Origin of the sequence: Pseudomonas sp. UC 17F4 (assembly GCF_900101695.1) — a bacterium.
Lineage (GTDB): Bacteria > Pseudomonadota > Gammaproteobacteria > Pseudomonadales > Pseudomonadaceae > Aquipseudomonas.
The window spans coordinates 2,420,097-2,446,765 of sequence record NZ_FNKV01000001.1; the positions used below are offsets into that span (position 1 = coordinate 2,420,097).

22 protein-coding genes and 4 tRNA genes are annotated in these 26,669 nt (G+C 64.6%); 22 read left to right on the forward strand and 4 right to left on the reverse strand.

Annotated elements, in window-relative coordinates:
* Window positions 1-21: 21 nt before the first annotated feature.
* From BLR26_RS11290 to BLR26_RS11380, 19 genes are all read left to right on the forward strand, one after another.
* On the forward strand, window positions 22-786 hold the full coding sequence (locus BLR26_RS11290) for a class I SAM-dependent methyltransferase (RefSeq protein WP_093380612.1): 765 nt from the start codon (window positions 22-24) through the stop codon (window positions 784-786).
* Window positions 787-839: 53 nt separating this feature from the next.
* Entirely contained in the window at window positions 840-1,922 is a 1,083-nt protein-coding gene (leuB, locus tag BLR26_RS11295; protein ID WP_045195110.1) for a 3-isopropylmalate dehydrogenase, read from the forward strand.
* A gap of 68 nt (window positions 1,923-1,990) precedes the next feature.
* Window positions 1,991-3,103, forward strand: coding sequence for an aspartate-semialdehyde dehydrogenase (asd, locus tag BLR26_RS11300; protein ID WP_045195108.1), 1,113 nt, complete (start codon window positions 1,991-1,993; stop codon window positions 3,101-3,103).
* Between the two features lie 160 nt (window positions 3,104-3,263).
* A complete protein-coding gene (locus BLR26_RS11305; protein ID WP_045195107.1) occupies window positions 3,264-4,274 on the forward strand; it encodes an aspartate-semialdehyde dehydrogenase in 1,011 nt (336 codons plus the stop codon).
* 70 nt (window positions 4,275-4,344) lie between these two features.
* Window positions 4,345-7,101, forward strand: a complete 2,757-nt coding sequence (locus BLR26_RS11310) for a motility hub landmark protein FimV (protein ID WP_093380614.1) — start codon at window positions 4,345-4,347, stop codon at window positions 7,099-7,101.
* A 120-nt stretch (window positions 7,102-7,221) separates the two neighbouring features.
* A complete protein-coding gene (gene truA / locus BLR26_RS11315) occupies window positions 7,222-8,046 on the forward strand; it encodes a tRNA pseudouridine(38-40) synthase TruA (RefSeq protein WP_045195741.1) in 825 nt (274 codons plus the stop codon).
* A 61-nt stretch (window positions 8,047-8,107) separates the two neighbouring features.
* On the forward strand, window positions 8,108-8,728 hold the full coding sequence (locus BLR26_RS11320) for a phosphoribosylanthranilate isomerase (protein ID WP_045195103.1): 621 nt from the start codon (window positions 8,108-8,110) through the stop codon (window positions 8,726-8,728).
* A gap of 279 nt (window positions 8,729-9,007) precedes the next feature.
* A complete protein-coding gene (gene accD / locus BLR26_RS11325; RefSeq protein WP_045195100.1) occupies window positions 9,008-9,928 on the forward strand; it encodes an acetyl-CoA carboxylase, carboxyltransferase subunit beta in 921 nt (306 codons plus the stop codon).
* Window positions 9,925-11,232, forward strand: coding sequence for a bifunctional tetrahydrofolate synthase/dihydrofolate synthase (gene folC, locus BLR26_RS11330; protein ID WP_093380618.1), 1,308 nt, complete (start codon window positions 9,925-9,927; stop codon window positions 11,230-11,232). The genes accD and folC overlap by 4 nt, the downstream gene beginning before the upstream one ends.
* Window positions 11,216-11,884, forward strand: coding sequence for an SPOR domain-containing protein (locus BLR26_RS11335; RefSeq protein ID WP_093380620.1), 669 nt, complete (start codon window positions 11,216-11,218; stop codon window positions 11,882-11,884). The genes folC and BLR26_RS11335 overlap by 17 nt, the downstream gene beginning before the upstream one ends.
* A 99-nt stretch (window positions 11,885-11,983) precedes the next feature.
* Window positions 11,984-12,538 carry a CvpA family protein gene (locus BLR26_RS11340; protein WP_045195095.1) on the forward strand — a complete coding sequence of 185 codons (555 nt, stop codon included), beginning with the start codon at window positions 11,984-11,986 and terminating at the stop codon, window positions 12,536-12,538.
* A 41-nt stretch (window positions 12,539-12,579) separates the two neighbouring features.
* Window positions 12,580-14,085: an amidophosphoribosyltransferase gene (purF, locus tag BLR26_RS11345; RefSeq protein ID WP_010223267.1), complete on the forward strand. Its 1,506-nt coding sequence runs from the start codon at window positions 12,580-12,582 to the stop codon at window positions 14,083-14,085.
* 15 nt (window positions 14,086-14,100) lie between these two features.
* Window positions 14,101-15,312: an O-succinylhomoserine sulfhydrylase gene (locus tag BLR26_RS11350; RefSeq protein WP_093380622.1), complete on the forward strand. Its 1,212-nt coding sequence runs from the start codon at window positions 14,101-14,103 to the stop codon at window positions 15,310-15,312.
* Between the two features lie 11 nt (window positions 15,313-15,323).
* Window positions 15,324-16,082 carry an SDR family oxidoreductase gene (locus BLR26_RS11355; RefSeq protein WP_174242333.1) on the forward strand — a complete coding sequence of 253 codons (759 nt, stop codon included), beginning with the start codon at window positions 15,324-15,326 and terminating at the stop codon, window positions 16,080-16,082.
* 166 nt (window positions 16,083-16,248) lie between these two features.
* A tRNA-Val gene (locus BLR26_RS11360) sits at window positions 16,249-16,324 on the forward strand.
* Window positions 16,325-16,400: 76 nt separating this feature from the next.
* A tRNA-Asp gene (locus BLR26_RS11365) sits at window positions 16,401-16,477 on the forward strand.
* 99 nt (window positions 16,478-16,576) lie between these two features.
* Window positions 16,577-16,653: transfer RNA gene (locus tag BLR26_RS11370), tRNA-Asp, on the forward strand.
* Window positions 16,654-16,764: 111 nt separating this feature from the next.
* Window positions 16,765-16,841: transfer RNA gene (locus BLR26_RS11375), tRNA-Asp, on the forward strand.
* Between the two features lie 202 nt (window positions 16,842-17,043).
* Complete coding sequence (locus BLR26_RS11380; RefSeq protein ID WP_093380624.1) at window positions 17,044-17,793, forward strand: SDR family oxidoreductase; 750 nt, start codon at window positions 17,044-17,046, stop codon at window positions 17,791-17,793.
* A gap of 8 nt (window positions 17,794-17,801) precedes the next feature.
* Here BLR26_RS11380 and BLR26_RS11385 read toward each other — a convergent pair whose 3' ends face one another.
* Window positions 17,802-19,355, reverse strand: coding sequence for a methyl-accepting chemotaxis protein (locus BLR26_RS11385; protein ID WP_249744410.1), 1,554 nt, complete (start codon window positions 19,353-19,355; stop codon window positions 17,802-17,804).
* A 266-nt stretch (window positions 19,356-19,621) separates the two neighbouring features.
* On the opposite strand from BLR26_RS11385, the gene BLR26_RS11390 reads away from it, so the two are divergent.
* Window positions 19,622-20,482 (forward strand): DUF2242 domain-containing protein, encoded by an 861-nt coding sequence (locus BLR26_RS11390; RefSeq protein WP_093380626.1) that lies wholly within the window; start codon window positions 19,622-19,624, stop codon window positions 20,480-20,482.
* Window positions 20,483-20,685: 203 nt separating this feature from the next.
* On the opposite strand, the gene BLR26_RS11395 is transcribed toward BLR26_RS11390, so the two are convergent.
* Complete coding sequence (locus BLR26_RS11395) at window positions 20,686-21,726, reverse strand: AraC family transcriptional regulator (protein WP_093380628.1); 1,041 nt, start codon at window positions 21,724-21,726, stop codon at window positions 20,686-20,688.
* A 3-nt stretch (window positions 21,727-21,729) separates the two neighbouring features.
* On the reverse strand, window positions 21,730-22,851 hold the full coding sequence (locus BLR26_RS11400; protein WP_093380630.1) for a carbon-nitrogen hydrolase family protein: 1,122 nt from the start codon (window positions 22,849-22,851) through the stop codon (window positions 21,730-21,732).
* 193 nt (window positions 22,852-23,044) lie between these two features.
* Here BLR26_RS11400 and BLR26_RS11405 point away from each other — a divergent pair, with 193 nt between their 5' ends.
* Both BLR26_RS11405 and BLR26_RS11410 read left to right on the forward strand, forming a co-directional pair.
* Entirely contained in the window at window positions 23,045-25,081 is a 2,037-nt protein-coding gene (locus tag BLR26_RS11405) for an NADPH-dependent 2,4-dienoyl-CoA reductase (protein ID WP_093380632.1), read from the forward strand.
* A gap of 78 nt (window positions 25,082-25,159) precedes the next feature.
* Window positions 25,160-26,059: a 1-aminocyclopropane-1-carboxylate deaminase/D-cysteine desulfhydrase gene (locus BLR26_RS11410; RefSeq protein ID WP_093380635.1), complete on the forward strand. Its 900-nt coding sequence runs from the start codon at window positions 25,160-25,162 to the stop codon at window positions 26,057-26,059.
* On the opposite strand, the gene BLR26_RS11415 is transcribed toward BLR26_RS11410, so the two are convergent.
* Complete coding sequence (locus tag BLR26_RS11415; protein ID WP_093380638.1) at window positions 26,056-26,604, reverse strand: cytochrome b; 549 nt, start codon at window positions 26,602-26,604, stop codon at window positions 26,056-26,058. The two genes, BLR26_RS11410 and BLR26_RS11415, sit on opposite strands and share 4 nt — an antisense overlap.
* Between the last annotated feature and the right edge of the window lie 65 nt (window positions 26,605-26,669).

Below are 26,669 nucleotides of genomic sequence, written 5' to 3' on the forward strand. Positions count from 1 at the left end.
ATAAGGCCCCAGGAGATGCAGATGACCAGCACCACCCATAAGGACGTCGTCCAGCGCCAGTTCGGCGAACAGGCCAGTGCCTACCTGAGCAGCGCCGTGCATGCCCAGGGCAGCGAGTTCGCCCTGTTGCAGGCCGAACTTGCCGGCCAAGGCCGGGCACGCCTGCTGGACCTTGGCTGTGGCGCCGGCCATGTGAGTTTCCACGTTGCCCCGCTGGTGCGTGAAGTGGTGGCCTACGACCTGTCGCAGCAGATGCTGGATGTGGTCGCCGCCGCTGCCAGCGAACGTGGCTTCGAGAACATCGTCACCGAACGCGGCGCCGCCGAGCGCCTGCCGTTCGCTGACGCATCGTTCGAATTCGTCTTCAGCCGCTATTCGGCGCACCACTGGAGCGACCTGGGCCTGGCGCTGCGGGAAGTGAAACGGGTGCTCAAGCCCGGCGGCGTGGCAGCCTTCATCGACGTCATGTCGCCGGGCAGCCCGTTGCTCGACACTTACCTGCAGAGCGTCGAGGTGCTGCGCGACACCAGCCATGTACGCGATTATTCGGCCAGCGAATGGCTGCAGCAGGTCAGCGAAGCCGGCCTGTTCACCCGCAGCCACAGCCGCCAGCGCCTGCGCCTGGAGTACAGCTCGTGGGTCGAGCGCATGCGCACCCCTGAAGTGATGCGTGGCGCCATCCGCCAATTGCAGCAGGCGATGGGCGAAGAAGTACGGCAGTATTACCAGATTGAAGCCGACGGCTCGTTCAGCACCGATGTCGTGGTGCTCTGGGCCGAACGCTAGGTTTTTTCCGGCAGGCCAACAGGGCGTGCCGCTTGAATTGAATAGAGGAAAGCATGAGCAAGCAGATTCTGATTCTTCCAGGTGATGGCATCGGTCCGGAAATCATGGCCGAGGCGGTCAAGGTGCTGGAACTGGCCAACGACAAGTTCCAGCTCGGTTTCAGCCTGGAGCACGACGTCATCGGCGGCGCCGCCATCGACAAGCACGGCGTGCCGCTGGCCGACCAGACCCTGGAGCGCGCTCGCAAGGCCGATGCCGTGCTGCTCGGCGCCGTTGGCGGGCCGAAGTGGGACAAGATCGAGCGCGACATTCGCCCTGAACGCGGCCTGCTGAAAATCCGCTCGCAACTGGGCCTGTTCGCCAACCTGCGTCCGGCGATTCTCTACCCGCAACTGGCCGACGCTTCGTCGCTCAAGCCAGAAATCGTCGCCGGCCTGGACATCCTCATCGTTCGCGAGCTGACCGGCGGCATCTATTTCGGCGCACCCCGCGGCACCCGCGAGCTGGAAGGCGGCGAGCGTCAGTCCTACGACACCCTGCCATACAGCGAGAGCGAAATCCGCCGTATCGCCCGGGTCGGTTTCGACATGGCCCGCGTGCGCGGTAAAAAACTCTGCTCGGTCGACAAGGCTAACGTCCTGGCCTCCAGCCAGCTGTGGCGCGAGATCGTCGAGGAAGTCGCCAAGGACTACCCGGACGTCGAACTCAGCCACATGTACGTCGACAACGCCGCCATGCAACTGGTGCGTGCGCCCAAGCAGTTCGACGTGATGGTCACCGACAACATGTTCGGCGACATCCTGTCGGATGAGGCTTCCATGCTCACCGGCTCCATTGGCATGCTGCCATCAGCGTCGCTGGATGCCGACAACAAGGGCATGTACGAGCCTTGCCACGGCTCGGCACCGGACATCGCCGGCCAGGGCATCGCCAACCCGCTGGCGACCATCTTGTCGGTGTCGATGATGCTGCGTTACAGCTTCAACCAGCAGGCGGCAGCCGAGGCCATTGAAAAGGCCGTCAGCCTGGTATTGGATCAGGGGCTGCGTACCGGCGACATCTGGTCGGACGGTTGCAGCAAGGTAGGTACGCAGGAAATGGGCGACGCAGTAGTCGCAGCGCTGCGGAATCTGTAATCTCTCGGGCCCGCTGCTGTTTTTCCTAGTGAAGCAGCGGCCCACTTTTTAGCAAAGGTGTAGTTGCGATGAAACGTGTAGGTCTGATCGGTTGGCGCGGTATGGTCGGTTCCGTGCTCATGCAGCGGATGCTGGAAGAGCAGGATTTTGATCTTATCGAGCCGGTGTTCTTCACCACCTCCAACGTCGGTGGCCAGGGTCCGGCAGTGGGCAAGGATATTGCTCCGCTCAAGGACGCTTACAGCATTGAAGAGCTCAAGACCCTCGATGTGATCCTGACCTGTCAGGGCGGCGACTACACCAATGAAGTCTTCCCCAAGCTGCGCGAAGCCGGCTGGCAGGGCTACTGGATCGACGCCGCCTCCAGCCTGCGCATGCAGGATGATGCGGTCATCGTTCTCGACCCGGTCAACCGCAAGGTCATCGACCAGCAGCTCGACGCCGGTACCAAGAACTACATCGGCGGCAACTGCACCGTCAGCCTGATGCTGATGGGCCTGGGCGGCCTGTTCGAAGCCGGCCTGGTCGAGTGGATGAGCGCCATGACCTACCAGGCAGCCTCCGGCGCCGGTGCGCAGAACATGCGCGAGCTGATTCGCCAGATGGGCGCGACCCACGCCGCGGTCGCCGATGACCTGGCCAACCCGGCCAGCGCCATCCTCGACATCGACCGCAAGGTTGCCGAGGCCATGCGCAGCGACGCCTACCCGACCGAGAACTTCGGCGTGCCGCTGGCCGGCAGCCTGATCCCGTGGATCGACAAAGAGCTGCCTAACGGCCAGAGCCGTGAAGAGTGGAAGGCCCAGGCCGAGACCAACAAGATCCTCGGCCGCTTCAAGAGCCCGATCCCGGTCGACGGCATCTGCGTGCGCATCGGCGCCATGCGTTGCCACAGCCAGGCACTGACCATCAAGCTGAACAAGGACGTGCCGATTGCCGACATCGAAGGCATGATCAGCCAGCACAACCCTTGGGTGAAACTGGTGCCGAACCAGCGTGAAATCAGCATGCAGGAGCTCAGCCCGACCAACGTCACCGGTACCCTGAACATCCCGGTGGGTCGCCTGCGCAAGCTGAACATGGGTTCCCAGTACCTGGGCGCCTTCACCGTTGGTGATCAGCTGCTGTGGGGCGCGGCCGAGCCACTGCGGCGCATGCTGCGCATCCTCCTGGAGCGTTGATCGCCAGGCAGTGTTGAACCCAAGCCCGTGCTGGAAACAGCACGGGCTTTTTTGTGGGTGGTCCACGCTGTGGGAGCGGGGTTGACCCGCGATTCAGGTGTTCCGCGCATGAGAATCCAAGTAAAGTGCCGCTCCCGCCGTTTCAGCAGAGGATTTTTCCATGAGCCAGCCTATTGATATTGCCGTTATCGGTGCCACCGGTACTGTCGGTGAAACCCTCGTGCAGATCCTTGACGAGTGCGATTTCCCGGTCGGCACCCTGCACCTGCTGGCCAGCAACGAATCGGCGGGCAGCGGCGTGATGTTTCGCAGCAAGAGCCTGCGCGTGCGCGAGGTCGACAGCTTCGACTTCAGCAAGGTCAAGCTGGCCTTCTTCGCCGCCGGCCCGGCAGTGACCCGCAGCTTCGCGCCACGGGCCCAGGCGGCTGGTTGCGCAGTCATCGACCTGTCCGGCGGCTTGCCGGCCGAGCAGGCGCCGGCGGTGGTGCCGGAAGCCAACCCGGCAGTGCTCGACAGCCTCAAGGCGCCGCAGCAACTGAGCAGCCCAAGCGCCGCAGCGATTGCCCTGGCGGTAACCTTGGCGCCCCTCAAGGGCTTGCTGGAACTTGAGCGCATTAATGTCACCGCGTGCCTGGCGGTCTCGGCCCAGGGTCGCGAGGCGGTCAACGAGCTGGCCCGGCAGACCGCCGAGCTGCTCAACGCCCGCCCGCTGGAGCCGCGCTTCTTCGACCGGCAAATGGCCTTCAACCTGTTGGCCCAGGTCGGTGCCAGCGATGCTGACGGCCATGGCGCCCTTGAACGCCGCCTGGTCAGTGAGTTGCGCGAAGTGCTCGGCTTGCCTTCACTGAAGATTTCGGTGACCTGCGTTCAAGTCCCGGTGTTTTTCGGCGATAGCTACAGTGTGTCCGTGCAAAGCCGCACGCCGGTCGACCTGGCGGCGGTCAACGCCGCACTGGAAGCCGCTGACAGCATCGAACTGGTGGAGGAGGGTGATTATCCGACGCCGGTGGGTGACGCAGTGGGCCAGGACGTGGTCTATGTTGGACGGGTACGGGGTGGAATTGACGAGGTTGAGCAGCTCAACCTCTGGCTGACCACCGACAATGTGCGCAAAGGTGCGGCCCTGAACGCGGTCCAGCTGGCGCAATTGTTGATAAAAGGCCTTGTGTAAAAGATACTTGCCGACAATTTGCTCCACTTGTTCTCGCTTGCCGGGGAAGGTTCATTCAAAGGAAGAGGTCATGCTTCGAATTCGCAAACTGGTCTTAGCAATAGCCGCGGCGTCGGCGCTGTCGTCCGGTATGGCGCATGCCCTCGGGTTGGGCGAGCTGACCTTGAAGTCAGCGCAGAACCAGCCCCTGGATGCCGAGATCGAACTGCTCGATGTCCGCGACCTGACCGCGGCCGAAGTAGCGCCGAGCCTGGCGCCGGCCGAAGAGTTCGCCAAGGCCGGTGTCGAGCGCCAGGCGTTTCTCAATGACCTGACCTTTACCACGGTGATCAACCCCAACGGCAAGAGCGTGTTGCGGGTGACCTCGAGCCAGCCGCTGCCGGCGCCGATGGTCAAGTTCCTGGTCCAGGTCATGTGGCCGAGCGGTCGCCTGCTGCGCGACTACAGCGTGCTGATTGACGCGGCCAAGTTCAACGCTCCGGCCGGGCAACCGGCGCCGGCCGGCGTTGCGCCTGCGGTAACCGCGGCCAACTACACCACCGTGCGTCGCGACACCCTGTGGGAAATCGCCTCGAAAGCCCGTCAGGGCGGGTCGGTGCAGCAGACCATGCTGGCCATTCAGGCGCTGAACCCGGATGCCTTCATCAACGGCAACATCAACCTGCTGAAAACCGGCCAGGTCTTGCGCCTGCCCGATCAACAGCAGATCACCAGTATTCCCCAGGCCCAGGCCGTTACCGAAGTGGCCGAGCAGTATGCTGCCTGGCGCGAAGGCCGGCGCCTGGGCCCGCGCGCACGCCAGCTGGACGCCACCCGGCGCAGCGGCACCGAGGCGGCGCCGGCACGTATCGCCAACCAGGACAACCTCAAGCTGGTCGCACCCGGCAGCAAAGGCGCTGCGGGCAGTAAAGGTCTCAACGACAAGCTGGCTGTGGCCCAGGAAAGCCTGGACACCAGCCGTCGTGACAATGAAGAGCTCAAAGGCCGCATGGCCGACCTGCAGAGCCAGCTGGACAAACTGCAGCGCCTGATCGCGCTGAAAAACGACCAACTGGCCAAGCTTGAAGCCCAGGGCGCCGCTGGCGCGCCGGCGCCTGAAGCTGCCGCGGCCCAGCCGCCGGCCATTGCCGCCGAGTTGCAGCCGGCTCCTGCCGAACCGGTGGTCACCCCGGCACCGGCTGCGGTCGATACCGCACCGGTTGATCCGGCGCAGCCTGCTGCCGACCAGGCACCGGCCGACTCGAACAAGATGCTCGACGATCTGCTCGGCAACCCGTTGTTGCTGGCGCTGATCGCCGGTTCCGCGTTGTTGGTGCTGTTGCTTCTGCTGCTGTTGCTGGCACGCAAGCGCAAGGCCGACCAGGAAGCGGAAAAACACCTGCGCATGGCCCGCGCCCTGGCCGAAGAGGGCGAGCGCGCCCCAGACCTGGACCTGCCGCCAAGCAGTTTTGAAGGCCTGGACATCGCGCCGCCGAGCGTGACCCTGGCACCGGCAGTGGTCGCGGCATCTGCCGCCGCCGCCACAGCCGCCGCCTTGCCTGCCGAAGAGCCGGCGCCTGTGGTGGCGGAGCCAGCGCCGAGCAAGCCGGTGCAAGGCCCGATTGCCGCGCCATTGGTTGCTCCGGCGGCCAGCCCGGCAGCCCCGACCGGCGACGCTGTGCTCGACGAAGCAGCGTTGAGCATTGCCCGTGGTCGCCTCAATCACGCCGCCGAACTGCTCGAGCCTGCGGTTACCGCAGCCCCTGAGCGCAGCGACCTGCGCCTGAAGCTGATGGAAGTCTATGCCCGCCAGGGCGATCGCGATGCCTTTGTCGGCCACGAGCGGCAGTTGATTGCCACCGGCCAGAACCATGCCGATGTCGAAGCCCTGAAAAACCGCTTCCCGGCCATGCTCGCCGTCGCGGCGGCGGGCGTCAGCGCGGCGGCGCTGGCGGCCGAACTGGATGCCCAGTATGTCCAGGAGCTGCTGCAGGACGAGGTGCCAGCCGAACCGCTGGCAGAAGCCGAACCAGCCGTCGAGCCAGCCGTTGAGCCAGAAGCAGGGGCCGAGCCTGAACCTGAACCTGAGCCTGAACCTGAACCTGAACCTGTGGTTGAAGAATCGCTGGCCGAGCCTGAGCCTGTTCCTGAAGACGACCTGGACAGTGCCTTCGACCTGAGCCTGGATGACGACCTGCAAGGCCTGGAGCTGGACGCGCCGCCACTGCTCGACGAGCCCTCGCTGGCTGTTGAAGCGCCACAAGCCGAAGCAGTCGCGAGCGAAGCCAGCCCGGCGCAACCGGACTTCGACGCCTTGCTCGCAGAGCATCTTGCCGAGCCTGAGCAGGCCCTGGACGACCTCGCCGATTTCGACCTCGACGTCGCTGGCGACGAGCCGGCGCTGGCGCCGAACAGCGAGACCGTCGATATCGCCGCAGAGCTGGCGGCGTTCGATGAAACCATGCCCGAGTTCGACCCGTTGAGCGAGCTGGACCTGCCGGAAGACTTCGACCTGTCGCTGTCACTGGAGGACTCGCAGGCGGATAAAAACTTTGCCTCGGAGCTCGATGACGTCAACGCCGAACTCGACAAGCTGTCGCAAAGCCTGGAGCAGCCGTCGATCGAGCCGCACTTCAGCGAAGCGGACGCCGCGATCAGCGACGACCTCGACGATGATTTCGACTACCTCGGCGGCGCCGACGAAGTGGCCACCAAGCTCGACCTGGCCCGGGCCTATATCGACATGGGCGACCATGACGGCGCCCGCGACATTCTCGACGAAGTGCGCAAGGACGGCAGCGATGCCCAGCGCCAGGAAGCCGACGAGCTGCTCTCGCGCCTGGTCTGAGTTCACCCTGTGTAAAACCAACGGCAGCCCAAGTGGCTGCCGTTGTCGTTATAATTGCCGCCATCTGCTAAACCGACAGGCTGTATCCCCTTGGAAATCATTGATAACGCGGCTGCCGAAGTGGCCGCCGAAGGCTTCTTTCGTATCGCCCTGGGCGTTGAGTACAAAGGTTCGCGCTACCGCGGCTGGCAGCGCCAGGCCAGTGGCGTGGCAAGCGTGCAGCAAACCCTCGAAGAAGCCTTGTCGCGGGTGGCCGATTCGCCGGTCACCCTGCACTGTGCCGGGCGCACCGATGCCGGCGTGCATGCCTGCGGCCAGGTGGTGCATTTCGACACCCAGGCGGTGCGCAGCATGAAGGGCTGGACCATGGGCGCCAACATCAACCTGCCGCACGACATCAGCGTGTCCTGGGCCAAGCAGATGCCGGCGCACTTCCATGCGCGCTTCAAGGCCATTGCCCGGCGTTACCGCTACGTGATCTACAACGACCAGATCCGCCCGGCGCACCTGGGCGAAGAGGTGACCTGGAACCACCGGCCGCTGGACGCCGAGCGCATGGCCCTGGCCGCCGAGTACCTGGTCGGCACCCACGATTTCAGTGCCTTTCGCGCCGGCCAGTGCCAGGCCAAGTCGCCGGTCAAGAACCTCCATCACCTGCGTGTTAGCCGCCACGGCCAGATGATCGTCCTCGACATCCGCGCCAGCGCCTTCCTGCACCACATGGTGCGCAACATTGCCGGCGTGCTGATGACCATCGGCGCTGGCGAGCGCCCGCCGGAGTGGGCCCTGGAAGTGCTGCAAAGCCGCGAGCGGCGCGCCGGCGGGGTGACCGCGCATCCGTATGGGCTGTACCTGGTGCAGGTCGAGTACCACGACGAGTTCGAACTGCCCGAGCGTTACATCGGCCCACACTTCATTACCGGCTACGAGGCATTGACGGGCTGACGGCCCGCAAGCCATTTGCTAACATCCGGGACTTTCCGCTTTCTGCTGAGGTTCACAGGTCATGAGCGCCGTTCGCAGCAAAATCTGCGGCATTACCCGCATCGAGGATGCGCTGGCCGCAGCCGAGGCGGGCGCCGATGCCATCGGCCTGGTGTTCTATGCCAAGAGCCCGCGGGCGGTCGATGTGCAGCAGGCGCGGGCGATCATCGCCGCCTTGCCGCCGTTCGTCACCACCGTCGGCCTGTTCGTCAACGCCAGCCGTTGCGAGCTGACGGAAATCCTCGAAGCGGTGCCGCTCGACCTGCTGCAGTTCCATGGCGATGAAACCCCGGCCGATTGCGCAGGTCACAACCGTCCATGGATCAAGGCCTTGCGGGTGCGCCCGGGCGACGACCTGGAGGCCAGCTGCAAGCGCTACAGCGGTGCCAGCGGCATTCTTCTCGATACCTACGTGGCCGGCGTGCCCGGCGGTACCGGCGAGGCGTTCGACTGGTCGCTGGTGCCTGCGCAACTGAGCAAGCCAATCATCCTCGCCGGCGGCCTGTCGCCGGATAACGTCGCCCAGGCCATTGCGCAGGTGCGGCCTTATGCGGTGGATGTCAGCGGCGGCGTGGAGCAGGCCAAGGGCATCAAGGACCCGGCGCGGATCGAGGCGTTTATCCGCGCGGTCAAGCAGGCGTGAAAGCGCTGCATGCTGCGGATGTGACGGCTGGCCGCGCGCCATCGTCCATAGCTTTCGCAGCCCGGTGCTGCCGGATCGCGCCCATGGGCCGGTCGAAATTAGCGGGTGACGCCACGGGCGTCGCCCTTACAGGTTGACGAGGGTGCGGTATCGGGGTGGCTCGCTGCAGGCGGGCGCCGGAGCCGCATCTTCATCGCGTCATACACGAATTGAGCTCAAGGGCATACGCGCGAGCCGGCAGCCATAGCCTGCCGGTCGCCGCTACTGGAGAAAGAAAGCATGAGCAACTGGTTAGTAGACAAACTGATCCCTTCGATCATGCGTTCCGAGGTGAAGAAGAGTTCGGTCCCTGAAGGCCTGTGGCACAAGTGCCCGTCCTGCGAGGCCGTGCTGTATCGTCCGGAGCTGGAAAAGACCCTGGATGTCTGCCCTAAGTGCAACCATCACATGCGTATCGGCGCCCGCGCCCGTATCGACATCTTCCTCGATGCCGAAGGTCGCGCCGAGCTGGGCGCTGACCTGGAACCGGTCGACCGCCTGAAGTTTCGCGATGGCAAGAAGTACAAGGACCGCCTGACTGCTGCCCAGAAGCAGACCGGCGAGAAAGACGCACTGATCTCCATGAGCGGTACCCTGCTGGGCATGCCGATCGTGGTCAGCGCCTTCGAATTCTCCTTCATGGGTGGTTCGATGGGCGCCATCGTCGGCGAGCGTTTCGTCCGTGCCGCCAACTACGCCCTGGAAAACCGCTGCCCGATGGTCTGCTTCTCGGCCTCCGGTGGTGCGCGCATGCAGGAAGCGCTGATCTCGCTGATGCAGATGGCCAAGACCTCCGCAGTACTGGCACGCCTGCGCGAAGAAGGCATCCCGTTCATCTCGGTGCTGACCGATCCGGTCTACGGCGGCGTTTCTGCCAGCCTGGCGATGCTTGGTGATGTCATCGTCGGTGAGCCCAAGGCGCTGATCGGCTTTGCCGGCCCGCGGGTGATCGAGCAGACCGTACGCGAGAAGCTGCCAGAAGGCTTCCAGCGCAGCGAGTTCCTTCTGGAGCACGGCGCCATCGACATGATCATCCCGCGTCAGGAGCTGCGTCAGCGCCTGGGCAACCTGCTGGCCCAGATGATGGGCCTGCCGACGCCCACGTTCGTCGCCCCGGTGATCGAGCCGATCGTCGTGCCGCCGGCGCCTGCCACCGTATGACCCAACGTACCCTTGGCGACTGGCTCGCCTACCTCGAGCAGTTGCATCCGTCGGCCATCGACATGGGCCTGGAGCGTTCGCAACAGGTCGCTGCGCGGCTCGGGCTGGGCCAGCCGGCGCCACGGGTAATCACCGTGACCGGCACCAACGGCAAGGGTTCGACCTGCGCCTTCGTTGCCGCGTTGCTGCGCGCCCAGGGCCTCAAGGTCGGCGTCTACAGCTCGCCGCACCTGCTGCGCTACAACGAGCGGGTGCAGATCAACGGCGCTGAAGCCGGCGATGAGCAGCTGTGCGAAGCCTTCGCCGCGGTTGAAGCGGCCCGCGGCGACATCTCCCTGACCTACTTCGAAGCCGGTACCCTGGCGGCGTTCTGGCTGTTCAAGCAGGCGGCGCTCGACGCCGTGGTGCTCGAAGTCGGCCTGGGCGGACGCCTGGATACCGTCAACATCGTCGATGCCGACCTGGCGCTGGTCACCAGCATCGGCGTTGACCATGTCGACTACCTGGGCGACACCCGTGAGTTGGTGGCCTTCGAGAAGGCCGGGATCTTCCGCCAGGGCAAGCCGGCCCTATGTGGTGACCTCAATCCGCCGCAGCCGTTGCTGGACAAGGCCCGTGCCCTGAACAGCCCGCTGTTTTTGCGCGGTCGCGATTTCGACCTGGCCAGCACTGACCAGTACTGGCAGTGGCGTGGGGTCAATGCCCGTGGCGAGGTGGTCGAGCTGCAGGATTTGCCGCTGCTCGACCTGCCGATGGAAAACGCCGCGTTGGCATTGCAGGCCTACCTGTTGCTCGACCTGCCGTGGGATGCCGGGCAGATTGCCGAGGCCCTGCGCAGCACGCGCATGGTCGGCCGCCTCGATCGGCGAGCCTTTACCTGGCAAGGCAAACCTTTGACTATCCTCATGGATGTCGGGCACAACCCGCATGCTGCCGAGTACCTGGCTCAGCGCCTGGCCACCCGGCCGCCGCAGGGCAAGCGCCTGGCGGTGTTCGGTTTGCTCGCCGACAAGGACCTCGACGGTGTGCTCAAGCCGCTGCAGCACCAGGTTCAGGCCTGGGCCGTGGCGCCGCTGGACACCGCCCGCAGCCGGCCGGCTGGCGAGTTGCAGGCGGCGCTGACGAACCTTGGCGCTGCGGTGCAGTCTTACCCCAGCGTCGCCGCCGCCCTGGAAGGGCAGTGCGCGCAGGCAACGGCGGATGACGAAATCCTGCTGTTCGGATCATTTTTCTGTGTCGGCGAAGCCCTGCAGTGGCTCGACCGGCAGGCCACGGAGGACGGGGCAAATGGCATTGCTGGATAAAGTGGTCAAGCAACGCATGGTCGGGGCGCTGGTGCTGGTGGCGCTGGCGGTGATCTTCCTGCCGATGCTGTTCTCGCGCGAAGACGAAATGCGCCAGGTGCGCGTCGAAGCCCCCGAGGCACCGGCTGCGCCGACCCTGCCGCAAGTGCAGGTAGAGCCGGTGCAGGTCCCCGAGCCGCAGGTAGTGCCTGAAGAGTCGCTGATCGTCGAGCAGCCTGCGGCACCGGTGCAGGCGCCAAGCACGCCGATTGCCCCGGCGCCAGCTGCCACGCCGCTGCCGACACCGGCCCCGGCCGCACCGGCTGTCGCGGCAAAACCGGCGACGCCGGCGCCCGCCAAGGTAGAAGCCAAGCCGGCAGCCACCGTCGCCGCTGCGACCAAGCCTGCTGCGGGCAAGATCGACGCCAATGGCCTGCCGGTCAGCTGGTCGATTCAGATGGCCAGCCTGGCCAACCGCGCCAGCGCCGACAACCTGCAGAAAACCCTGCGCAGCCAGGGCTACAACGCTTATATCCGTTCGGCCGAAGGCATGAACCGGGTGTATGTCGGACCGTTGATCGAGCGCGCCGAGGCCGAGCGCCTGCGCGATGTGATCAACCGCCAGCAGAAGCTCAAGGGCTTTGTCGTACGCTTCCAGCCCGAGCGCAGTTGAACCCTTGCCGCCCGGCCCGTACCGGGCGGTAAATCACTGCTTACCGACAGCCCGTTGCTCTGGTAAAATGCGCCGCCTTATCCGTTTGCAGGCAACACTGTGGCATTTACCTGGGTCGACTGGGCGATTCTCGCGATCATCGCCATTTCTTCGCTGATCAGTCTCAAGCGCGGCTTTGTCAAAGAGGCCTTGTCGCTGCTTACCTGGATCATCGCCGGTGCCGTGGCCTGGATGTTCGGTGGCTCGCTGTCGCAGTACCTGGAAGCTTATATCCAGACGCCTTCGGCCCGGGTCATCGCCGGATGCGCCATTCTTTTCGTCGCCACCCTGCTGGTGGGGGCCATGATCAACTTTCTCATCGGCGAGCTGATTCGCGTCACCGGGCTGTCCGGGACCGATCGCTTCCTGGGCATGGCCTTCGGCGCCGCCCGCGGGGCCTTGCTGGTGGTCGTGGCGGTCGGGCTGTTGAGCCTGGGGCCGGTACAACAGGATCAGTGGTGGCAGGAGTCTCGCCTCCTGCCACAATTTCTATTGGTGGCTGACTGGTCGAAAAACCTCATTCTGGGGTTCACCAGTCAGTGGCTAGCCAGCGGGATCAGCGCACCGGCTGATCTCCCGTTCCAGGAACAGCTGCTGGGGCCCAAAACGCCTTGAGCGCTTTTCAATCCAGTTTCATTAAGTAGGGGTTGCGTCGCATGTGTGGCATCGTCGGTATCGTCGGTAAGTCGAACGTCAATCAGGCGCTGTATGACGCGCTAACCGTCCTCCAGCACCGCGGCCAGGACGCTGCCGGTATTGTGACCAGCCATGATGGCCGGTTATTCCTGCGCAAGGACAACGGCCTGGTCCGTGACGTATTCCAGCAGCGCCATATGCAGCGCCTGGTCGGTCACATGGGTATCGGCCACGTGCGCTACCCGACCGCGGGCAGCTCGACCTCGGCCGAGGCCCAGCCGTTCTACGTCAACTCGCCCTACGGCATCACCCTGGCGCACAACGGCAACCTGACCAACGTCGAACAGCTGGCCAAGGAGATCTACGAGTCCGACCTGCGCCACGTCAACACCAGCTCTGACTCGGAAGTGCTGCTCAACGTCTTCGCCCATGAGCTGGCGGTGCGTGGCAAGCTGCAACCGACCGAAGAAGACGTGTTCGCCGCGGTCACCGACGTGCACAACCGTTGCGTTGGCGGTTACGCGGTGGTGGCGATGATCACCGGCTACGGCATCGTCGGTTTCCGCGATCCCAACGGTATCCGCCCGATCGTCTTCGGTCAGCGTCACACCGACGAAGGCGTCGAGTACATGATCGCTTCCGAAAGCGTTTCTCTGGACGTGCTGGGCTTCACCCTGATCCGTGACCTGGCGCCGGGCGAAGCGGTGTACATCACTGAAGAGGGCAAGCTGCACACCCGTCAGTGCGCGACCAACCCGCAACTGTCGCCGTGCATCTTCGAACACGTCTACCTGGCCCGGCCTGACTCGATCATCGACGGCGTCTCGGTGTACAAGGCGCGCCTGCGCATGGGCGAGAAGCTGGCCGAGAAGATCCAGCGCGAGCGCCCTGACCACGACATCGACGTGGTCATCCCGATTCCCGACACCAGCCGCACCGCAGCGCTGGAGCTGGCCAACCACCTGGGCGTCAAGTTCCGCGAAGGCTTCGTCAAGAACCGCTACATCGGCCGTACCTTCATCATGCCCGGCCAGGCCGCGCGCAAGAAATCGGTACGCCAGAAACTCAACGCCATCGAGCTGGAGTTCCGCGGCAAGAACGTGATGCTGGTCGACGACTCGATCGTGCGCGGCACCACCTGCAAGCAGATCATCCAGATGGCCCGCGAAGCCGGCGCGAAAAACGTCTACTTCTGCTCGGCCGCCCCGGCGGTGCGCTTCCCTAACGTCTACGGCATCGACATGCCGAGCGCTCACGAGCTGATCGCGCACAACCGCAGCACCCAGGATGTCGCCGAGCTGATCGGCGCCGACTGGCTGGTCTACCAGGACCTGCCGGACCTGATCGAAGCGGTCGGCGGTGGCAAGATCAAGATCGAGCATTTCGATTGCGCGGTGTTCGACGGCAAGTACGTCACCGGCGACATCGACGAAGCCTACCTGGACAAGATCGAGCAGGCGCGCAACGACGCCTCCAAGGTCAAGAACCAGGCGGTCAGCGCGATCATCGACCTCTACAACAACTAAGTTAGGAGCAGCGGCATGACACAGGAATGGGATGCCGGGCGCCTGGACAGCGACCTCGAAGGGGTCGCTTTCGACACGCTGGCGGTACGCGCCGGCCAGCATCGCACGCCGGAAGGTGAGCACAGCGATCCGCTGTTCTTCACCTCCAGCTATGTGTTCCGTACGGCGGCCGATGCCGCCGCGCGGTTCGCCGGCGAGGTTCCAGGCAACGTCTATTCACGCTACACCAACCCCACCGTACGCGCGTTCGAAGAGCGCATCGCCGCCCTTGAAGGCGCCGAGCAAGCGGTTGCCACCTCCACCGGCATGTCGGCGATTCTCTCGACCGTCATGGCCCTGTGCAGCGCCGGCGACCATGTGCTGGTGTCGCAGAGCGTCTTCGGTTCGACCATCAGCCTGTTCGAGAAGTACTTCAAGCGCTTTGGCGTGCAGGTCGACTACGTGCCGCTGACCGACCTGGCCGGCTGGGACCAGGCGATCAAGGCCAACACCAAGCTGCTGTTCGTCGAGTCACCGTCCAACCCGTTGGCGGAGCTTGTGGATATTGCTGCCCTGGCTGAAATCGCCCATGCCAAGGGCGCGCAGCTGGTGGTCGACAACTGCTTCAGCACCCCGGCCTTGCAGCAGCCGCTGAAGCTGGGCGCCGACATCGTCGTGCATTCGGCGACCAAGTTCATCGACGGCCAGGGCCGTTGTATGGGCGGCGTGGTTGCCGGGCGCAGCGAGCAGATGAAAGAAGTGGTGGGCTTTCTGCGCACCGCCGGGCCGTCCCTGAGCCCGTTCAACGCCTGGATCTTCCTCAAGGGCCTTGAGACCCTCAACCTGCGCATGCGCGCCCACTGCGCCAATGCCCAGGCCCTGGCCGAATGGCTGGAGCAGCAGGACGGTATCGACAAGGTCCACTACGCGGGCCTGCACAGCCATCCGCAGCACGAGCTGGCCAAGCAGCAGATGAGCGGCTTCGGTGCAGTGGTGAGCTTTGAGGTCAAGGGCGGCAAAGAGGGCGCCTGGCGCTTCATCGATGCCACCCGGCTGATTTCGATCACCGCCAACCTGGGTGACAGCAAGACCACCATCACCCACCCGGGCACCACCTCCCACGGCCGCCTGTCGCCGCAGGAGCGTGAGGCCGCCGGCATTCGCGACAGCCTGATCCGGGTTGCCGTGGGGCTGGAAGACGTCGCTGACCTCAAGGCCGACCTGGCCCGCGGGCTGGCGGCACTGTGATCGACTGGTCGGTGGGCGACAGCAGCCATAACGGCCGCGTCGCCCTGGTCACCGGCGCGGCGCGGGGCATCGGCCTGGGCATTGCCGCCTGGCTGATCAGCGAAGGCTGGCAGGTGGTGCTCACCGACCTCGACCGGGCCCGTGGCGCGAAAGTGGCCAAGGTGCTGGGTGACAACGCCTGGTTCGTCGGCATGGATGTCGCCGACGAAGCCCAGGTAATGACCGGCGTGGCCGAAGTGCTGGGCCAGTTTGGCCGGCTCGACGCCCTGGTATGCAACGCGGCGATTGCCGACCCGCACAACACCACCCTCGAAAGCCTGAGCCTGGCCCACTGGAACCGGGTGCTGGCGGTCAACCTCGGCGGCCCGATGCTGCTGGCCAAGCACTGTGCGCCGTACCTGCGCGCCCATTGCGGGGCGATCGTCAACCTGGCGTCAACGCGCGCCGGGCAATCGGAGCCCGACACCGAGGCCTATGCCGCGAGCAAGGGCGGGCTGCTGGCCCTGACCCATGCCCTGGCCATGAGCCTGGGCCCGGAGATTCGCGTCAACGCCGTCAGCCCCGGCTGGATCGACGCCCGTGATCCAGCCCAGCGCCGTGCCGAGCCGCTGACCGAAGCCGACCATGCTCAGCATCCGGCGGGCAGGGTAGGGACGGTAGAAGACGTGGCGGCGATGGTGGCCTGGTTGCTGTCGCGCAACGCCGGCTTCGTCACCGGCCAGGAATTCGTGGTCGACGGCGGCATGACCAAGAAGATGATTTATCGGTAGCGGCAAGCGACAAGACGTCCGCGTTGTGCTTTTGATTTTGCTTTTTCTTGTAGCTTGCAGCTTGAACCTTGAAGCTGTTTTTTCCACCTCCGTGAAAAAAACTTCAATCAGGCTATTGACTTAGGTTAGATACCTGCGTAAATTTCGCCACCTCAGCGAAGCACACGGGTGATTAGCTCAGCCGGGAGAGCATCTGCCTTACAAGCAGAGGGTCGGCGGTTCGATCCCGTCATCACCCACCACTTCCTGAGATGTTCCTGACCCGACACTTTCGCAAGAAGGTGTTACCAGAGAGGAACCGGACGCAAGTCCATATGCGCAGCGGTAGTTCAGTCGGTTAGAATACCGGCCTGTCACGCCGGGGGTCGCGGGTTCGAGTCCCGTCCGCTGCGCCACTTTTCTCCAGATCGGTTTAACGACCGGTTTGAGGTTCCAGGGCCAAACAGCCTTGTAGCCAGATCCCAGTTTCAAGCGGGCGCAAGCCTGTACGATACGCAGCGGTAGTTCAGTCGGTTAGAATACCGGCCTGTCACGCCGGGGGTCGCGGGTTCGAGTCCCGTCCGCTGCGCCATCTTCGCTTCGAGGCCCTTGAACTCCTCGAAGCAACAAAGAGAGCGACCTGAGGTTGCTTTTTTTGTGCCCGGGATTTGCAGCCTTTGCGCAGCCCGGGTGAGCACGACACGCAGCGGTAGTTCAGTCGGTTAGAATACCGGCCTGTCACGCCGGGGGTCGCGGGTTCGAGTCCCGTCCGCTGCGCCATATTGCAGTACCAGAGAAAGCGACCTTCGGGTCGCTTTTTTTGTGCCGAAATTTTGGCACCGTGGTACGTTCATCACCAGCAAGGCCGGCTCCCACTCTGTGGGAGCGGGCTTGACCCGCGATGCTTTTCAGGCCTGCTTGGTCTGCATCCAGTCCGCACAACCGGTATGCTAGCGCCTCAAGTCTTCCACTGAGGTTCAGGATGAACAATCTTCAAGACTCGATCGCGGTCATCACCGGTGCCGGACGCGGCCTGGGTGCCGCGTTGGCCATCTCCCTGGCCGACGCTGGTTGCAAGGTCGTGCTCTGTGGCCGCAACGAAGCAGCCCTGGCCCAAGTCGCTGCCACGATCGAAACCCGCACCGCTCAACTGCCATTGACTGTCCAGGTCGATCTCGCCGACAGCGCCAGCGTTACCCACGCAACGCAGGCCATCAGCCAGCGCTTCCCCACTATCGATCTGCTGATCAACAACGGCGCCATGTGGCTGGAGCACAACGAGGAAAGTTATTCTCCTGAAGAGGTCCACGGCGTGATCAACGCTGCGGTCACCGGTACCTTCCTCTTCACCCAGGGCTTGCTGGCCTCTCTGCGCCGCTCTCAGCGCCCGGACATCGTCACCATAGGCTCGATCAGCGCGCTGCCCAATGCCGCCTTGCACAGCGTCTCAGTGCCGTTCTACGCCGCCAAGCAGGCCCAGCGTGCACTGGCAGAGGGGTTGCGTCAGCAACTGGCCGGTACGCCGATCCGTTCGCTGTGCGTGCACCCGCCGTACCTGGACGACATCTGCCCGACGCAACCGGCCTGGGAGGCCGCCGCCCAGCGCCAGAAGGGCGAGCGCGGCACCAACCGTGACGTGGTCGAGGCCGTGCTGTTTGCCGTGACCCGGCCGCGGCATGTGAGCCTGTCGTCGATCGTTATCGACAGCGACGACGGCGGCCTGTTCGGCTGACTTACCGGTTACACCCGAAAGCGCGCCACCAGCTGTTGCAGTTCACTGCCCAGGCGCGCCAGTTCCACCGACGAAGCCGCCGTCTGCTGCGACGCGGTGGACGACTGTTCGGCAACGTCGCGCACGCTGAGCACACTGCGGTTGATCGATTCGGCGACGCTGCTCTGCTGTTCGGCGGCGGTGGCGATCTGCAGGTTCATGGTCTGGATGCCGGTCACGGTCTGGGTGATGGCCTGCAGCTCGATACCGACCTGGTTGGCCAATTCCACAGTACCGCCGACCTGTTGCTGGTTGGCTTGCATCATTTCGGCGGCTTTCTGCGCGCCTTGTTGCAACGACAGAATCAGCGTCTCGATCTGCGCTGTTGATTGCTGTGTGCGCTGGGCCAGCCCGCGCACTTCATCGGCGACCACGGCAAAGCCGCGCCCGGCCTCACCCGCGCGCGCCGCCTCGATGGCGGCGTTGAGAGCCAGCAGGTTGGTCTGTTCGGCAATGGCGTTGATCACCGTCATCACGGTGCCGATGCGCTCGCTTTCTTCCGACAATTGGCTGACCGCACTGGCGCAATTGCCGATGTCGTCGGCCAGCTGGCCGATCTGGCTCAGGGCCTGCTGCACTACGCGGTTGCCCTGTTTGGCCTGGCTGTCGGCCTGGTGCGTGGCTTCGCTGGCTTCTTCTGCGTTACGCGCGACTTCCTGGACGGTGGCAACCATCTCGCTCATTGCCGTGGCCACCTGGTCGGTTTCGACCTTCTGGCTGGTGATGCCGGCGCTGGTCTGTTCAGTGATGGTCGACAGCTCCTCGGCGGCGGTCGACAGCTGGCGGGTGACATGCCCGGCCTGGCCAAGCATCTCGCGCAGGTTCTCGCCGCTTTGCGCCAGCGCCTGCAACAGCTGGCCGAATTCGTCGCGGCGTGGTTCGCTGGCAGTGTTGGTCAGGTCGCCTTGGCCAATGCGCCGGGCAATTTCCACCGCCTGGCGCAGCGGCTGGGTGACCTGGCGGATGATCAGCGCACTGATCAGCACGCCCAGCACCAGGGCTGCGAACAGCAAGCCCAGCATCAGGCTGCGGCTGTCGCTGGATTCCTCGGTGCTCTTCTGGTTCTGCAGGGTGATCAACTGGTTGATCGCCTCCAGGCCCTGATGCACGGTCTGCAGCAACTGGTCATGCAGCTTGCTCTGCAGCAGGGTGCCGCCGCTGGCCGCCTTGAGTTGCTCGAACTGTTGCAGGTACTGCTTGAGATCATCGCCAGTGGCCTTGAGCAGGCGCTGCGAGTCGGCATCGGGCAGGGCGCCGAGGTTTTCCTCGACCAGGCGGCTGGCCTCCTGGTGGGCCTGTACCAGCTGGCTGGCGAAGCTGCCTTCGCGGCGTTGCTCGAAGCTCAGCTGGGCGGCGCGCATTTCATTGAGGTTGTCGAGGATGTAGTTGACCGACACCAGGCGATCGGCGCGCTGGGTCAGGGTGTTCAAGCTGTTGATGGCGGTAATGGCGAGTAGCACCATCAGTACCAGAATGGGCGCAAAGCCAAGCAGCAACTTGATTTTCACAGATAGGTTTTTCACCGAGATAACTCCTGTCGACCGGTAGGCGGTGATGGCTAGTTGCCAGCGTAGTCGTAGAATGGGCAGGGCAAAAGTCGGATGAGTCCGATCTGTTCGTAGGGCTTGAGCGAAGGATTTGTGGGTTTATCGACCAATGGTCAAACCCCGGCATCAGGGGCGATCACTGGCCCCTTGTATGAATTTTCTGCGGTGATTGCCCGCCTGTGGTTTCAGCATTCCGTCGATGTGTTGCACAATAGGCGCCGACCGTTTCCTCAGGATTTGCAATGTCAAAGTCAACCGTCTGCGGTGCGCTCGGGCTGGCCCTTGTGCTGGCGGGTGTTTCCGGCTGTTCTTCGAAGAAAGCTGCCATTTACGAACACGAGAATTTCGACGACTCGGGTACCTTCTCGCGCAGCTTTGCGGTGAGTGAAGCCGGTACCTGCGAAGCGGCGCGCCGTGCCTTGCTCAGCCAGGGCTATATCATCACCAGCAGCGACGCTGGCCAGGTCAATGGCAACAAGAGCTTCCAGCAGACTGGCGATTCGCACCTGCAGATCAGCTTCAACGTGGTCTGTGCCCGCGACAGCGGCGACGAGCAGCGCTCGACCATGTTCGCCAACGCCCTGCAGGATCGCTATGCGCTGAAAAAATCCAACACCTCGGCCAGCCTCGGCGTTGGCGTGCTGGGTTCGGTGTCGATGCCGATCGGCTCCAGTGACGATTCGATGGTCAAGGTTGCCAGCGAGACCGTGACCTCGGCCAAGTTCTACGAGCGTTACTTCGCCCTGGTGGAAAGTTTCCTGCCCAAGGAAACCAAGAAGAAGGCTGAGGCAAAGCCTGCAGCCAAGCCAGCGGTGGAGCTGGGTGTGCCCGAGACCGCGCCGGCAGCACCAGCGGCCGCCCTGGCTCCGGCTCCGGTTGAAGCACCAGCGGCTGGCGTACCGGTCAGCGAACCGTCGCCGGCCCCGGCTGCCGAAGTGCCGGCCGCGCCGGTGGTGGATGACAGCAGTGGCTCGCAGCCGGTGCCGCCGCCCGCCGAAGCTGCGCCAATCAGCGTCCAGGACAGCAGCACACCGGCACCCGTAGAGCCGACCCCGACCATCGCCCCGGTAGCACCGGCCAGCAGCGAGCAGGCGCCGCTGTAAATTCGCCCGTCTCTGCTACGTTGTTTTGATAAGCGTCATTGTCATTTTTCTTTCATCGCGGCACTTTAGGCTCGTTGATGAATCAATGACATGAATGAGAAACAACGGAGCAGACGATGGACGACTATCAAGAAGAACTACTCGAATACCGCGCCATTGAGCTCGACCCGGTCGAGCCGGCCGAAGACGCTACCGAGCTGTAATCAGCCGGTACGCCGCTGGCTGCGGCGAAACTCGCCCGGGGTGATGCCGTTCCAGCGCTTGAACGCACGCTGAAACGCCTCCGCCGAGGCAAACCCGAGCAAGTAGGCAATCTCGCCAAAGGCCAGTTCCGTGTCACGGATATAGGTCATGGCCAGATCGCGCCGGGTATCGTTGAGGATGGCGCGAAACTGCGTGCCTTCCTCGGCCAGCTTGCGCCGCAGGGTCCAGGTCGGCAATTGCAGGTGCCTGGCCACTTCCTCCAGATCCGGTTCCCGTCCGCCATTCAATAGCGGCCCCAGCAGGTGGGCGATGCGCTCGCCCAGGCTGCGTATCCGCGTGCGTTGCTCAAGCTCGGCCTCACACAGCTGCAGCAAGTGCTGCCAGGTGCTTGGGCAGTGCGCCGGGTTGCGCAGGGCCAGGTTGGCGCGGCTCAGGCGCAGTTGATTGGTGGCGGCGCCAAACTGCACCGGGTTGCAGCTCAATGCCTGGTAGTGGGCGGCGTAGGCGGGCGCCTCGAACTCGATCTCGACCCGTTCGGCCAGCAGCATCGTACCCGCCAGGCTCGACAGCTGCGCCAGCCAGCCGGCCAGCAGCGAATCCACCACGAAGCGGTTATAGGCGTTGTACGGGCTGATCGAATAGAACCGTAGCCAGGCGCCGCTGCTGTCTTCATGAAAGCTTGAGTGCCCGCGGTAGTTGGCCGCGTACAGTGGCTCGAAGCGCAACAAGGTGCGCGCCGCTTCGCCCACGGTGGGTGCTTGTGCCGCAGTGACGCCGGCCAGGCCGGCCTGGCCCAGGCGGCTGATGTGGCCCATGCGCAGGCCCAGGGCCGGGTCGCCGGTCAGTTCGATGGCGGCATGGCCCAGGTGCATATAGCGCGGGATCGACAGGCGCGCGCCGGCTTCGGCCAGGCGCGCTGGCTCCAGGCCGTAGCGGGCGAGCAGGGCCGTAGGATCGATGCCGCGTTGCTGCAGGGTTTCGCTCAGCGGCTGGATAAAACCGACCGACAGGTCGCCCAGGCGCACGCGGGGACGGTTCATGCCCTACAACCAGAGGTTCAGCAGGCGCGCACCGGGGCTGGACGTGCCGCCCAGGTTCACCCCGTTGAGCTGGGCAAAGCCCTGGCCATCGGCGGCCAGGTCCCAGAAGCGCCCGCGCAGGAACACACTCATGCTGCTGACCCTGGCGGCGTTGGCGTTCAGGGTCAGGCGTTGCCAGGCTTCGTGTTCGCTCACCTCACCGGGCTTTAGCGCCAGCGACGAGGCCAGGGGTTGATGCCGGTTGCCGCGCCACGGCGCGTTCCAGCTGTCATGGCCGCTGAGAAACACCGGGTTGGCGACGATCTGGGCAAACTGGTTGGCCAGTTGCTGCTGGTTGCTCGGGTACCAGCTGTCGCTGCCGATCAACACGCCCAGGCGCCCGGCCGGGGTTTGCAGCACCTGTGGCAGTTGATCGGTGCCGCTGCTGATAAAGCGCCGCACTTCACTGTCCGGGTGCTGCTGGCGTTGCGGCTGGCCGAGCACCGAGCCGTCGCTGGCGAACACCAGGCTTGCGTTGTACAGGGCGCCGGAGCCGATGCGCAGGGTACCGCGCTCGACGTAAGGTTCAGGCAGGACGATGGAGCCGGCCACCAGGGTCACGCCGAACTCCTTGGCCAGACCGCCAAACAGCTGCTGATAATCCTCGGCCATCTGCCCGGCTTTCATCCGCAGGTGGGCGTCGGCACGGCGGTCGTCACCCTCGGCGCCGAGCAGGGCCAGGCCGTAGCGCAGCGGGTTGCTCAGTTCCAGCCATTGCAGGGCTTCGCGGCGTTGGGTGACCTGGTACAGCTCGCTCTTCTCGCCTCGGGCCCACAGCCAGGTGCCGATGTGTTCGGGCAGGATGACGATGGTTTTGGCGTTGACCAGGCCCTGGGCGCGGGCGTGTTCAAGGTAGGCGGCCAGCTTGCGGTGCAGGCGCTGCAGGCTCTGGTAGTCACCGGGGAACAGCTGCGGCTCGACGCCCAGCAGGTTGCCGTGATCGGCCGGCACGCCTTCGCTCAGGGCCAGCTCGATGCGCAGGTCCGACAGGTAGTGCCCGGCCGGGCGCTGCTCGGTCCAGAAGCCGTAGCCACTGAGGACGGCAATGACAACCAGCGCCAGGGCGCTCAACAGAAGTTTTCGCATGAAACGGGACAGCGCCGAAAAGGGATTCGGCCCCTAGGGTAGACCCCGAGTGCAGCAGGATCAATAACTTGTCACTTTCGGTCATTGAGCCGCGCCCGCTGGCTCTTTAATGTCGGCCTCAGATAACTGACGGGCCCCGCCAGCCTTGGCGAGGCGCCCGCATTCCGTGATTACGCCTGTTGTGGAGTTCACTATGGCCGCCGCTCAATACCCGCATTTGCTCGCCCCGCTGGACCTGGGTTTCACCACCTTGCGCAACCGCACCCTGATGGGCTCGATGCACACCGGCCTTGAAGAAAAGCCCGGCGGTTTCGAGCGCATGGCGGCCTATTTTGCCGAGCGTGCCCGTGGCGGCGTCGGCCTGATGGTGACCGGCGGCATCGGCCCGAACGTGGAGGGCGGGGTGTATTCCGGCGCCGCCAAGCTGAGCACGCCGGAAGAAGCCGATAAACACCGCATCGTCACCAAAGCGGTGCATGAAGCCGGTGGCAAGATCTGCATGCAGATCCTTCACGCCGGGCGCTATGCCTACAGCCCCAAATCGGTAGCGCCGAGCGCGATCCAGGCGCCGATCAACCCGTTCAAGCCGCGTGAGCTGGACGAAGAGGGCATCGAGAAGCAGATCCAGGACTTCGTCACCTGCTCGCTGCTGGCGCAAAGCGCCGAGTACGACGGCGTCGAGATCATGGGGTCGGAAGGCTACTTCATCAACCAGTTCCTCGCCGCCCACACCAACCAGCGTACCGATCGCTGGGGTGGCAGCTACGAGAACCGCATGCGCCTGGCGGTGGAGATCGTGCGCCGGGTGCGCGAAGCGGTAGGGCCGAACTTCATCATCATCTTCCGCCTGTCGATGCTCGACCTGGTCGAGGGCGGCAGCAGCTGGGAAGAGATCGTGCAGCTGGCCAAGGCCGTGGAGCAGGCCGGCGCGACCCTCATCAACACCGGTATCGGCTGGCACGAAGCGCGGATCCCGACCATCGCCACCAAGGTGCCGCGTGCGGCATTCACCAAGGTCACCGCCAAGCTGCGCGGCGCGGTGCAGATCCCGCTGATCACTACCAACCGCATCAACACCCCGGAAGTCGCCGAGCAGATCCTTGCCGAGGGCGACGCCGACATGGTCTCGATGGCGCGGCCGTTCCTGGCTGACCCGGAGTTCGTCAACAAGGCCGCCGCCGGGCGTGGCGACGAGATCAACACCTGCATCGGCTGCAACCAGGCCTGCCTGGACCACACCTTCGGCGGCAAGCTGACCAGCTGCCTGGTCAACCCGCGCGCCTGCCACGAAACCGAGCTCAATTACCTGCCGGTAACCCAGGTCAAGCGTATCGCCGTAGTGGGCGCCGGCCCCGCCGGCCTGGCGGCTGCCACCGTGGCGGCCGAGCGCGGCCATGAAGTGACCCTGTTCGATTCGGCCAGCGAGATCGGCGGCCAGTTCAACGTGGCCAAGCGCGTGCCGGGCAAAGAGGAGTTCTATGAAACCCTGCGTTACTTCAAGCGCAAGCTGCAGACCACCGGTGTCGAGTTGTGCCTGAACACCCGCGTCGATGCCGAGCAACTGGCGGCGGGCGGCTTTGACGAGATCATCCTCGCCACCGGTATCGCCCCGCGCCTGCCGGCCATCCCTGGCATCGAGCACGCCAAGGTGTTGAGCTACCTGGACGTGCTGCTGCAGCGCAAGCCGGTAGGGCAGAAGGTCGCCGTGATCGGCGCTGGCGGTATCGGCTTTGACGTCTCCGAGTACCTGGTGCACCAGGGCGTGGCCACCAGCCAGGACCGTGAAGCGTTCTGGAAGGAGTGGGGCATCGATACCCGGCTTGAAGCCCGCGGCGGCGTGGCCGGGATCAAGGCCGAGCCGCATGCGCCGGCGCGCCAGGTGTTCCTCCTGCAACGGAAAAAAACCAAGGTAGGCGACGGCCTGGGCAAGACCACCGGCTGGATTCACCGCACGGGCCTGAAGAACAAGCAGGTGCAGATGCTCAACAGCGTCGAATACCTGAACATCGACGATGCCGGCCTGCACATCCGTATCGCCGAGGGCGAGCTGCAGGTGCTGCCTGTGGATAACATCGTCATCTGCGCCGGCCAGGATCCGCTGCGCGAACTGCAGGACGGCCTGCTCGCCGCCGGGCAGTCGGTGCACCTGATCGGTGGCGCCGATGTCGCTGCCGAGCTGGACGCCAAGCGCGCCATCAACCAGGGCTCGCGTCTGGCCGCCGAGCTCTGACCGGCGCAGCGCGGCGGGCCGCCCGGCCCGTCGCGCTGTTACACTGCGTTGCCCTGGCAACCCTGTTGTGCCCCGCCCATGATTGGCAATTTCGACGACCTTCCGCTCGCCCCCCTGCAACCCTTGCCGTTGAACTGGCTACGCCCTCATGGCGTGAAGCTCGCGGTGTTGCGCCTGGACCTGATCGACCCGCTGATCAGTGGCAACAAGTGGTTCAAGCTGCTCGAACACCTGCGAATCGCCCAGGCCCAAGGGGCGCCCGGGGTGATCAGCCTTGGCGGCGCCCATTCCAATCACCTGCATGCCCTGGCGGCGGCGGGCAAGCGCTTCGGCTTTGCTACCGCCGGGCTGTTGCGTGGCCATGCCCAGGACACCCCGACCGTGCGCGACCTGCAAGCCTTTGGCATGCAGCTGCACTGGTTGGGGTATGGCGGTTATCGCGAGCGTCATCAACCGGGGTTCTGGCAGCCGTGGCAGGCGCTTTATCCGGGGTGGCAATGTGTCGCCGAAGGCGGTGGCGGGGCGTTGGGCGCCAAGGGTTGTGCGTTGATCGTCGAGCAGGCGCAAGCGCAGTTGGCGGCGCTGGGCTGGGCGGATTACCACGGCTGGTGGCTGGCGGCCGGCACCGGCACCACCCTGGCCGGGTTGGTGTTGGCCGAGGCGGGCCGGCGTGAGGTGCATGGCGCCCTGGCCGTACCGCTGGACCACGGCGTGCCCGAGTCTGTAGAAACACTGGTTGGCAAGGCAGGTTACAGGCTGCATGAGGCCTGCCGTGGCGGCTTTGCCAAGGTCGATGACGAGCTGCTGGCGTTTATGGCCGACTGCGAATCTGAAACGGGCATGCCGCTGGAGCCGCTGTACACCGCCAAGGCCTTGCTGGCGCTGCGCCGGGAAGTCGAAGCGGGGGCTTTTGCCGCCGGCACCCGGCTGATCTTTTTGCACAGCGGCGGCCTGCAGGGCCGCCGCGGGTTCGCCTAGTTATTGCGTGGCAACATGCGCAGCAAGGTGTTGTCGCGCTGCACATAGTGATGGAACAGGCCGGCAACAGCATGCAGGCCGATCAACCAGTAGCCCCAGGTGCCGATGCGCTCGTGCCAGCCCTTGATGAACTTGGCCAGGTCCGGGTCCGGGGCTATAAGCGCCGGCAGCTCGAAGCCATAGAACGGGATCGGCTTGTTGGCAGCGCTGAGCAGCAGCCAGCCGGCCAGCGGCAGGCCGATCATCAGCAGGTACAGGGCCAGGTGCATCAGGTGCGCCAGGCCGGTCTGCCAGGCCGGCGGCGCCGGAATGATCGGCGGGGTCGGGCGGCCCAGGCGCAGGGCCAGGCGCAGCCAGACCAGCACGAATACCGTCAGGCCGAGCATGAAGTGCAGGTCTTTCATCAGCGCGCGCTCGGCGCTGTCCTTGGGGAACATGCCGCGCAGTTCGATAAAGGCGTAGACCGCCGCCAGCAGCACCAGCATCAGCCAGTGCAGGGCAATCGACAGACCGCCATAGCGGGCCTGGTTTTGGCTCAACGTCATGGGTATTCCTCATCATCAGGTCGAAGTCCGCGCTCTTGTGGCGCAGTCAGCTAACTGTAACCGCT

Coding starts and splice junctions, on each gene's coding strand:
- BLR26_RS11290 (WP_093380612.1), top strand. CDS start 22: ATGACCAGCACCACCCATAAGGACGTCGTCCAGCGCCAGTTCGGCGAA.
- leuB (WP_045195110.1), top strand. CDS start 840: ATGAGCAAGCAGATTCTGATTCTTCCAGGTGATGGCATCGGTCCGGAA.
- asd (WP_045195108.1), top strand. CDS start 1,991: ATGAAACGTGTAGGTCTGATCGGTTGGCGCGGTATGGTCGGTTCCGTG.
- BLR26_RS11305 (WP_045195107.1), top strand. CDS start 3,264: ATGAGCCAGCCTATTGATATTGCCGTTATCGGTGCCACCGGTACTGTC.
- BLR26_RS11310 (WP_093380614.1), top strand. CDS start 4,345: ATGCTTCGAATTCGCAAACTGGTCTTAGCAATAGCCGCGGCGTCGGCG.
- BLR26_RS11320 (WP_045195103.1), top strand. CDS start 8,108: ATGAGCGCCGTTCGCAGCAAAATCTGCGGCATTACCCGCATCGAGGAT.
- accD (WP_045195100.1), top strand. CDS start 9,008: ATGAGCAACTGGTTAGTAGACAAACTGATCCCTTCGATCATGCGTTCC.
- folC (WP_093380618.1), top strand. CDS start 9,925: ATGACCCAACGTACCCTTGGCGACTGGCTCGCCTACCTCGAGCAGTTG.
- BLR26_RS11335 (WP_093380620.1), top strand. CDS start 11,216: ATGGCATTGCTGGATAAAGTGGTCAAGCAACGCATGGTCGGGGCGCTG.
- purF (WP_010223267.1), top strand. CDS start 12,580: ATGTGTGGCATCGTCGGTATCGTCGGTAAGTCGAACGTCAATCAGGCG.
- BLR26_RS11350 (WP_093380622.1), top strand. CDS start 14,101: ATGACACAGGAATGGGATGCCGGGCGCCTGGACAGCGACCTCGAAGGG.
- BLR26_RS11380 (WP_093380624.1), top strand. CDS start 17,044: ATGAACAATCTTCAAGACTCGATCGCGGTCATCACCGGTGCCGGACGC.
- BLR26_RS11390 (WP_093380626.1), top strand. CDS start 19,622: ATGTCAAAGTCAACCGTCTGCGGTGCGCTCGGGCTGGCCCTTGTGCTG.
- BLR26_RS11395 (WP_093380628.1), bottom strand. CDS start 21,726: ATGAACCGTCCCCGCGTGCGCCTGGGCGACCTGTCGGTCGGTTTTATC.
- BLR26_RS11400 (WP_093380630.1), bottom strand. CDS start 22,851: ATGCGAAAACTTCTGTTGAGCGCCCTGGCGCTGGTTGTCATTGCCGTC.
- BLR26_RS11405 (WP_093380632.1), top strand. CDS start 23,045: ATGGCCGCCGCTCAATACCCGCATTTGCTCGCCCCGCTGGACCTGGGT.
- BLR26_RS11410 (WP_093380635.1), top strand. CDS start 25,160: ATGATTGGCAATTTCGACGACCTTCCGCTCGCCCCCCTGCAACCCTTG.
- BLR26_RS11415 (WP_093380638.1), bottom strand. CDS start 26,604: ATGACGTTGAGCCAAAACCAGGCCCGCTATGGCGGTCTGTCGATTGCC.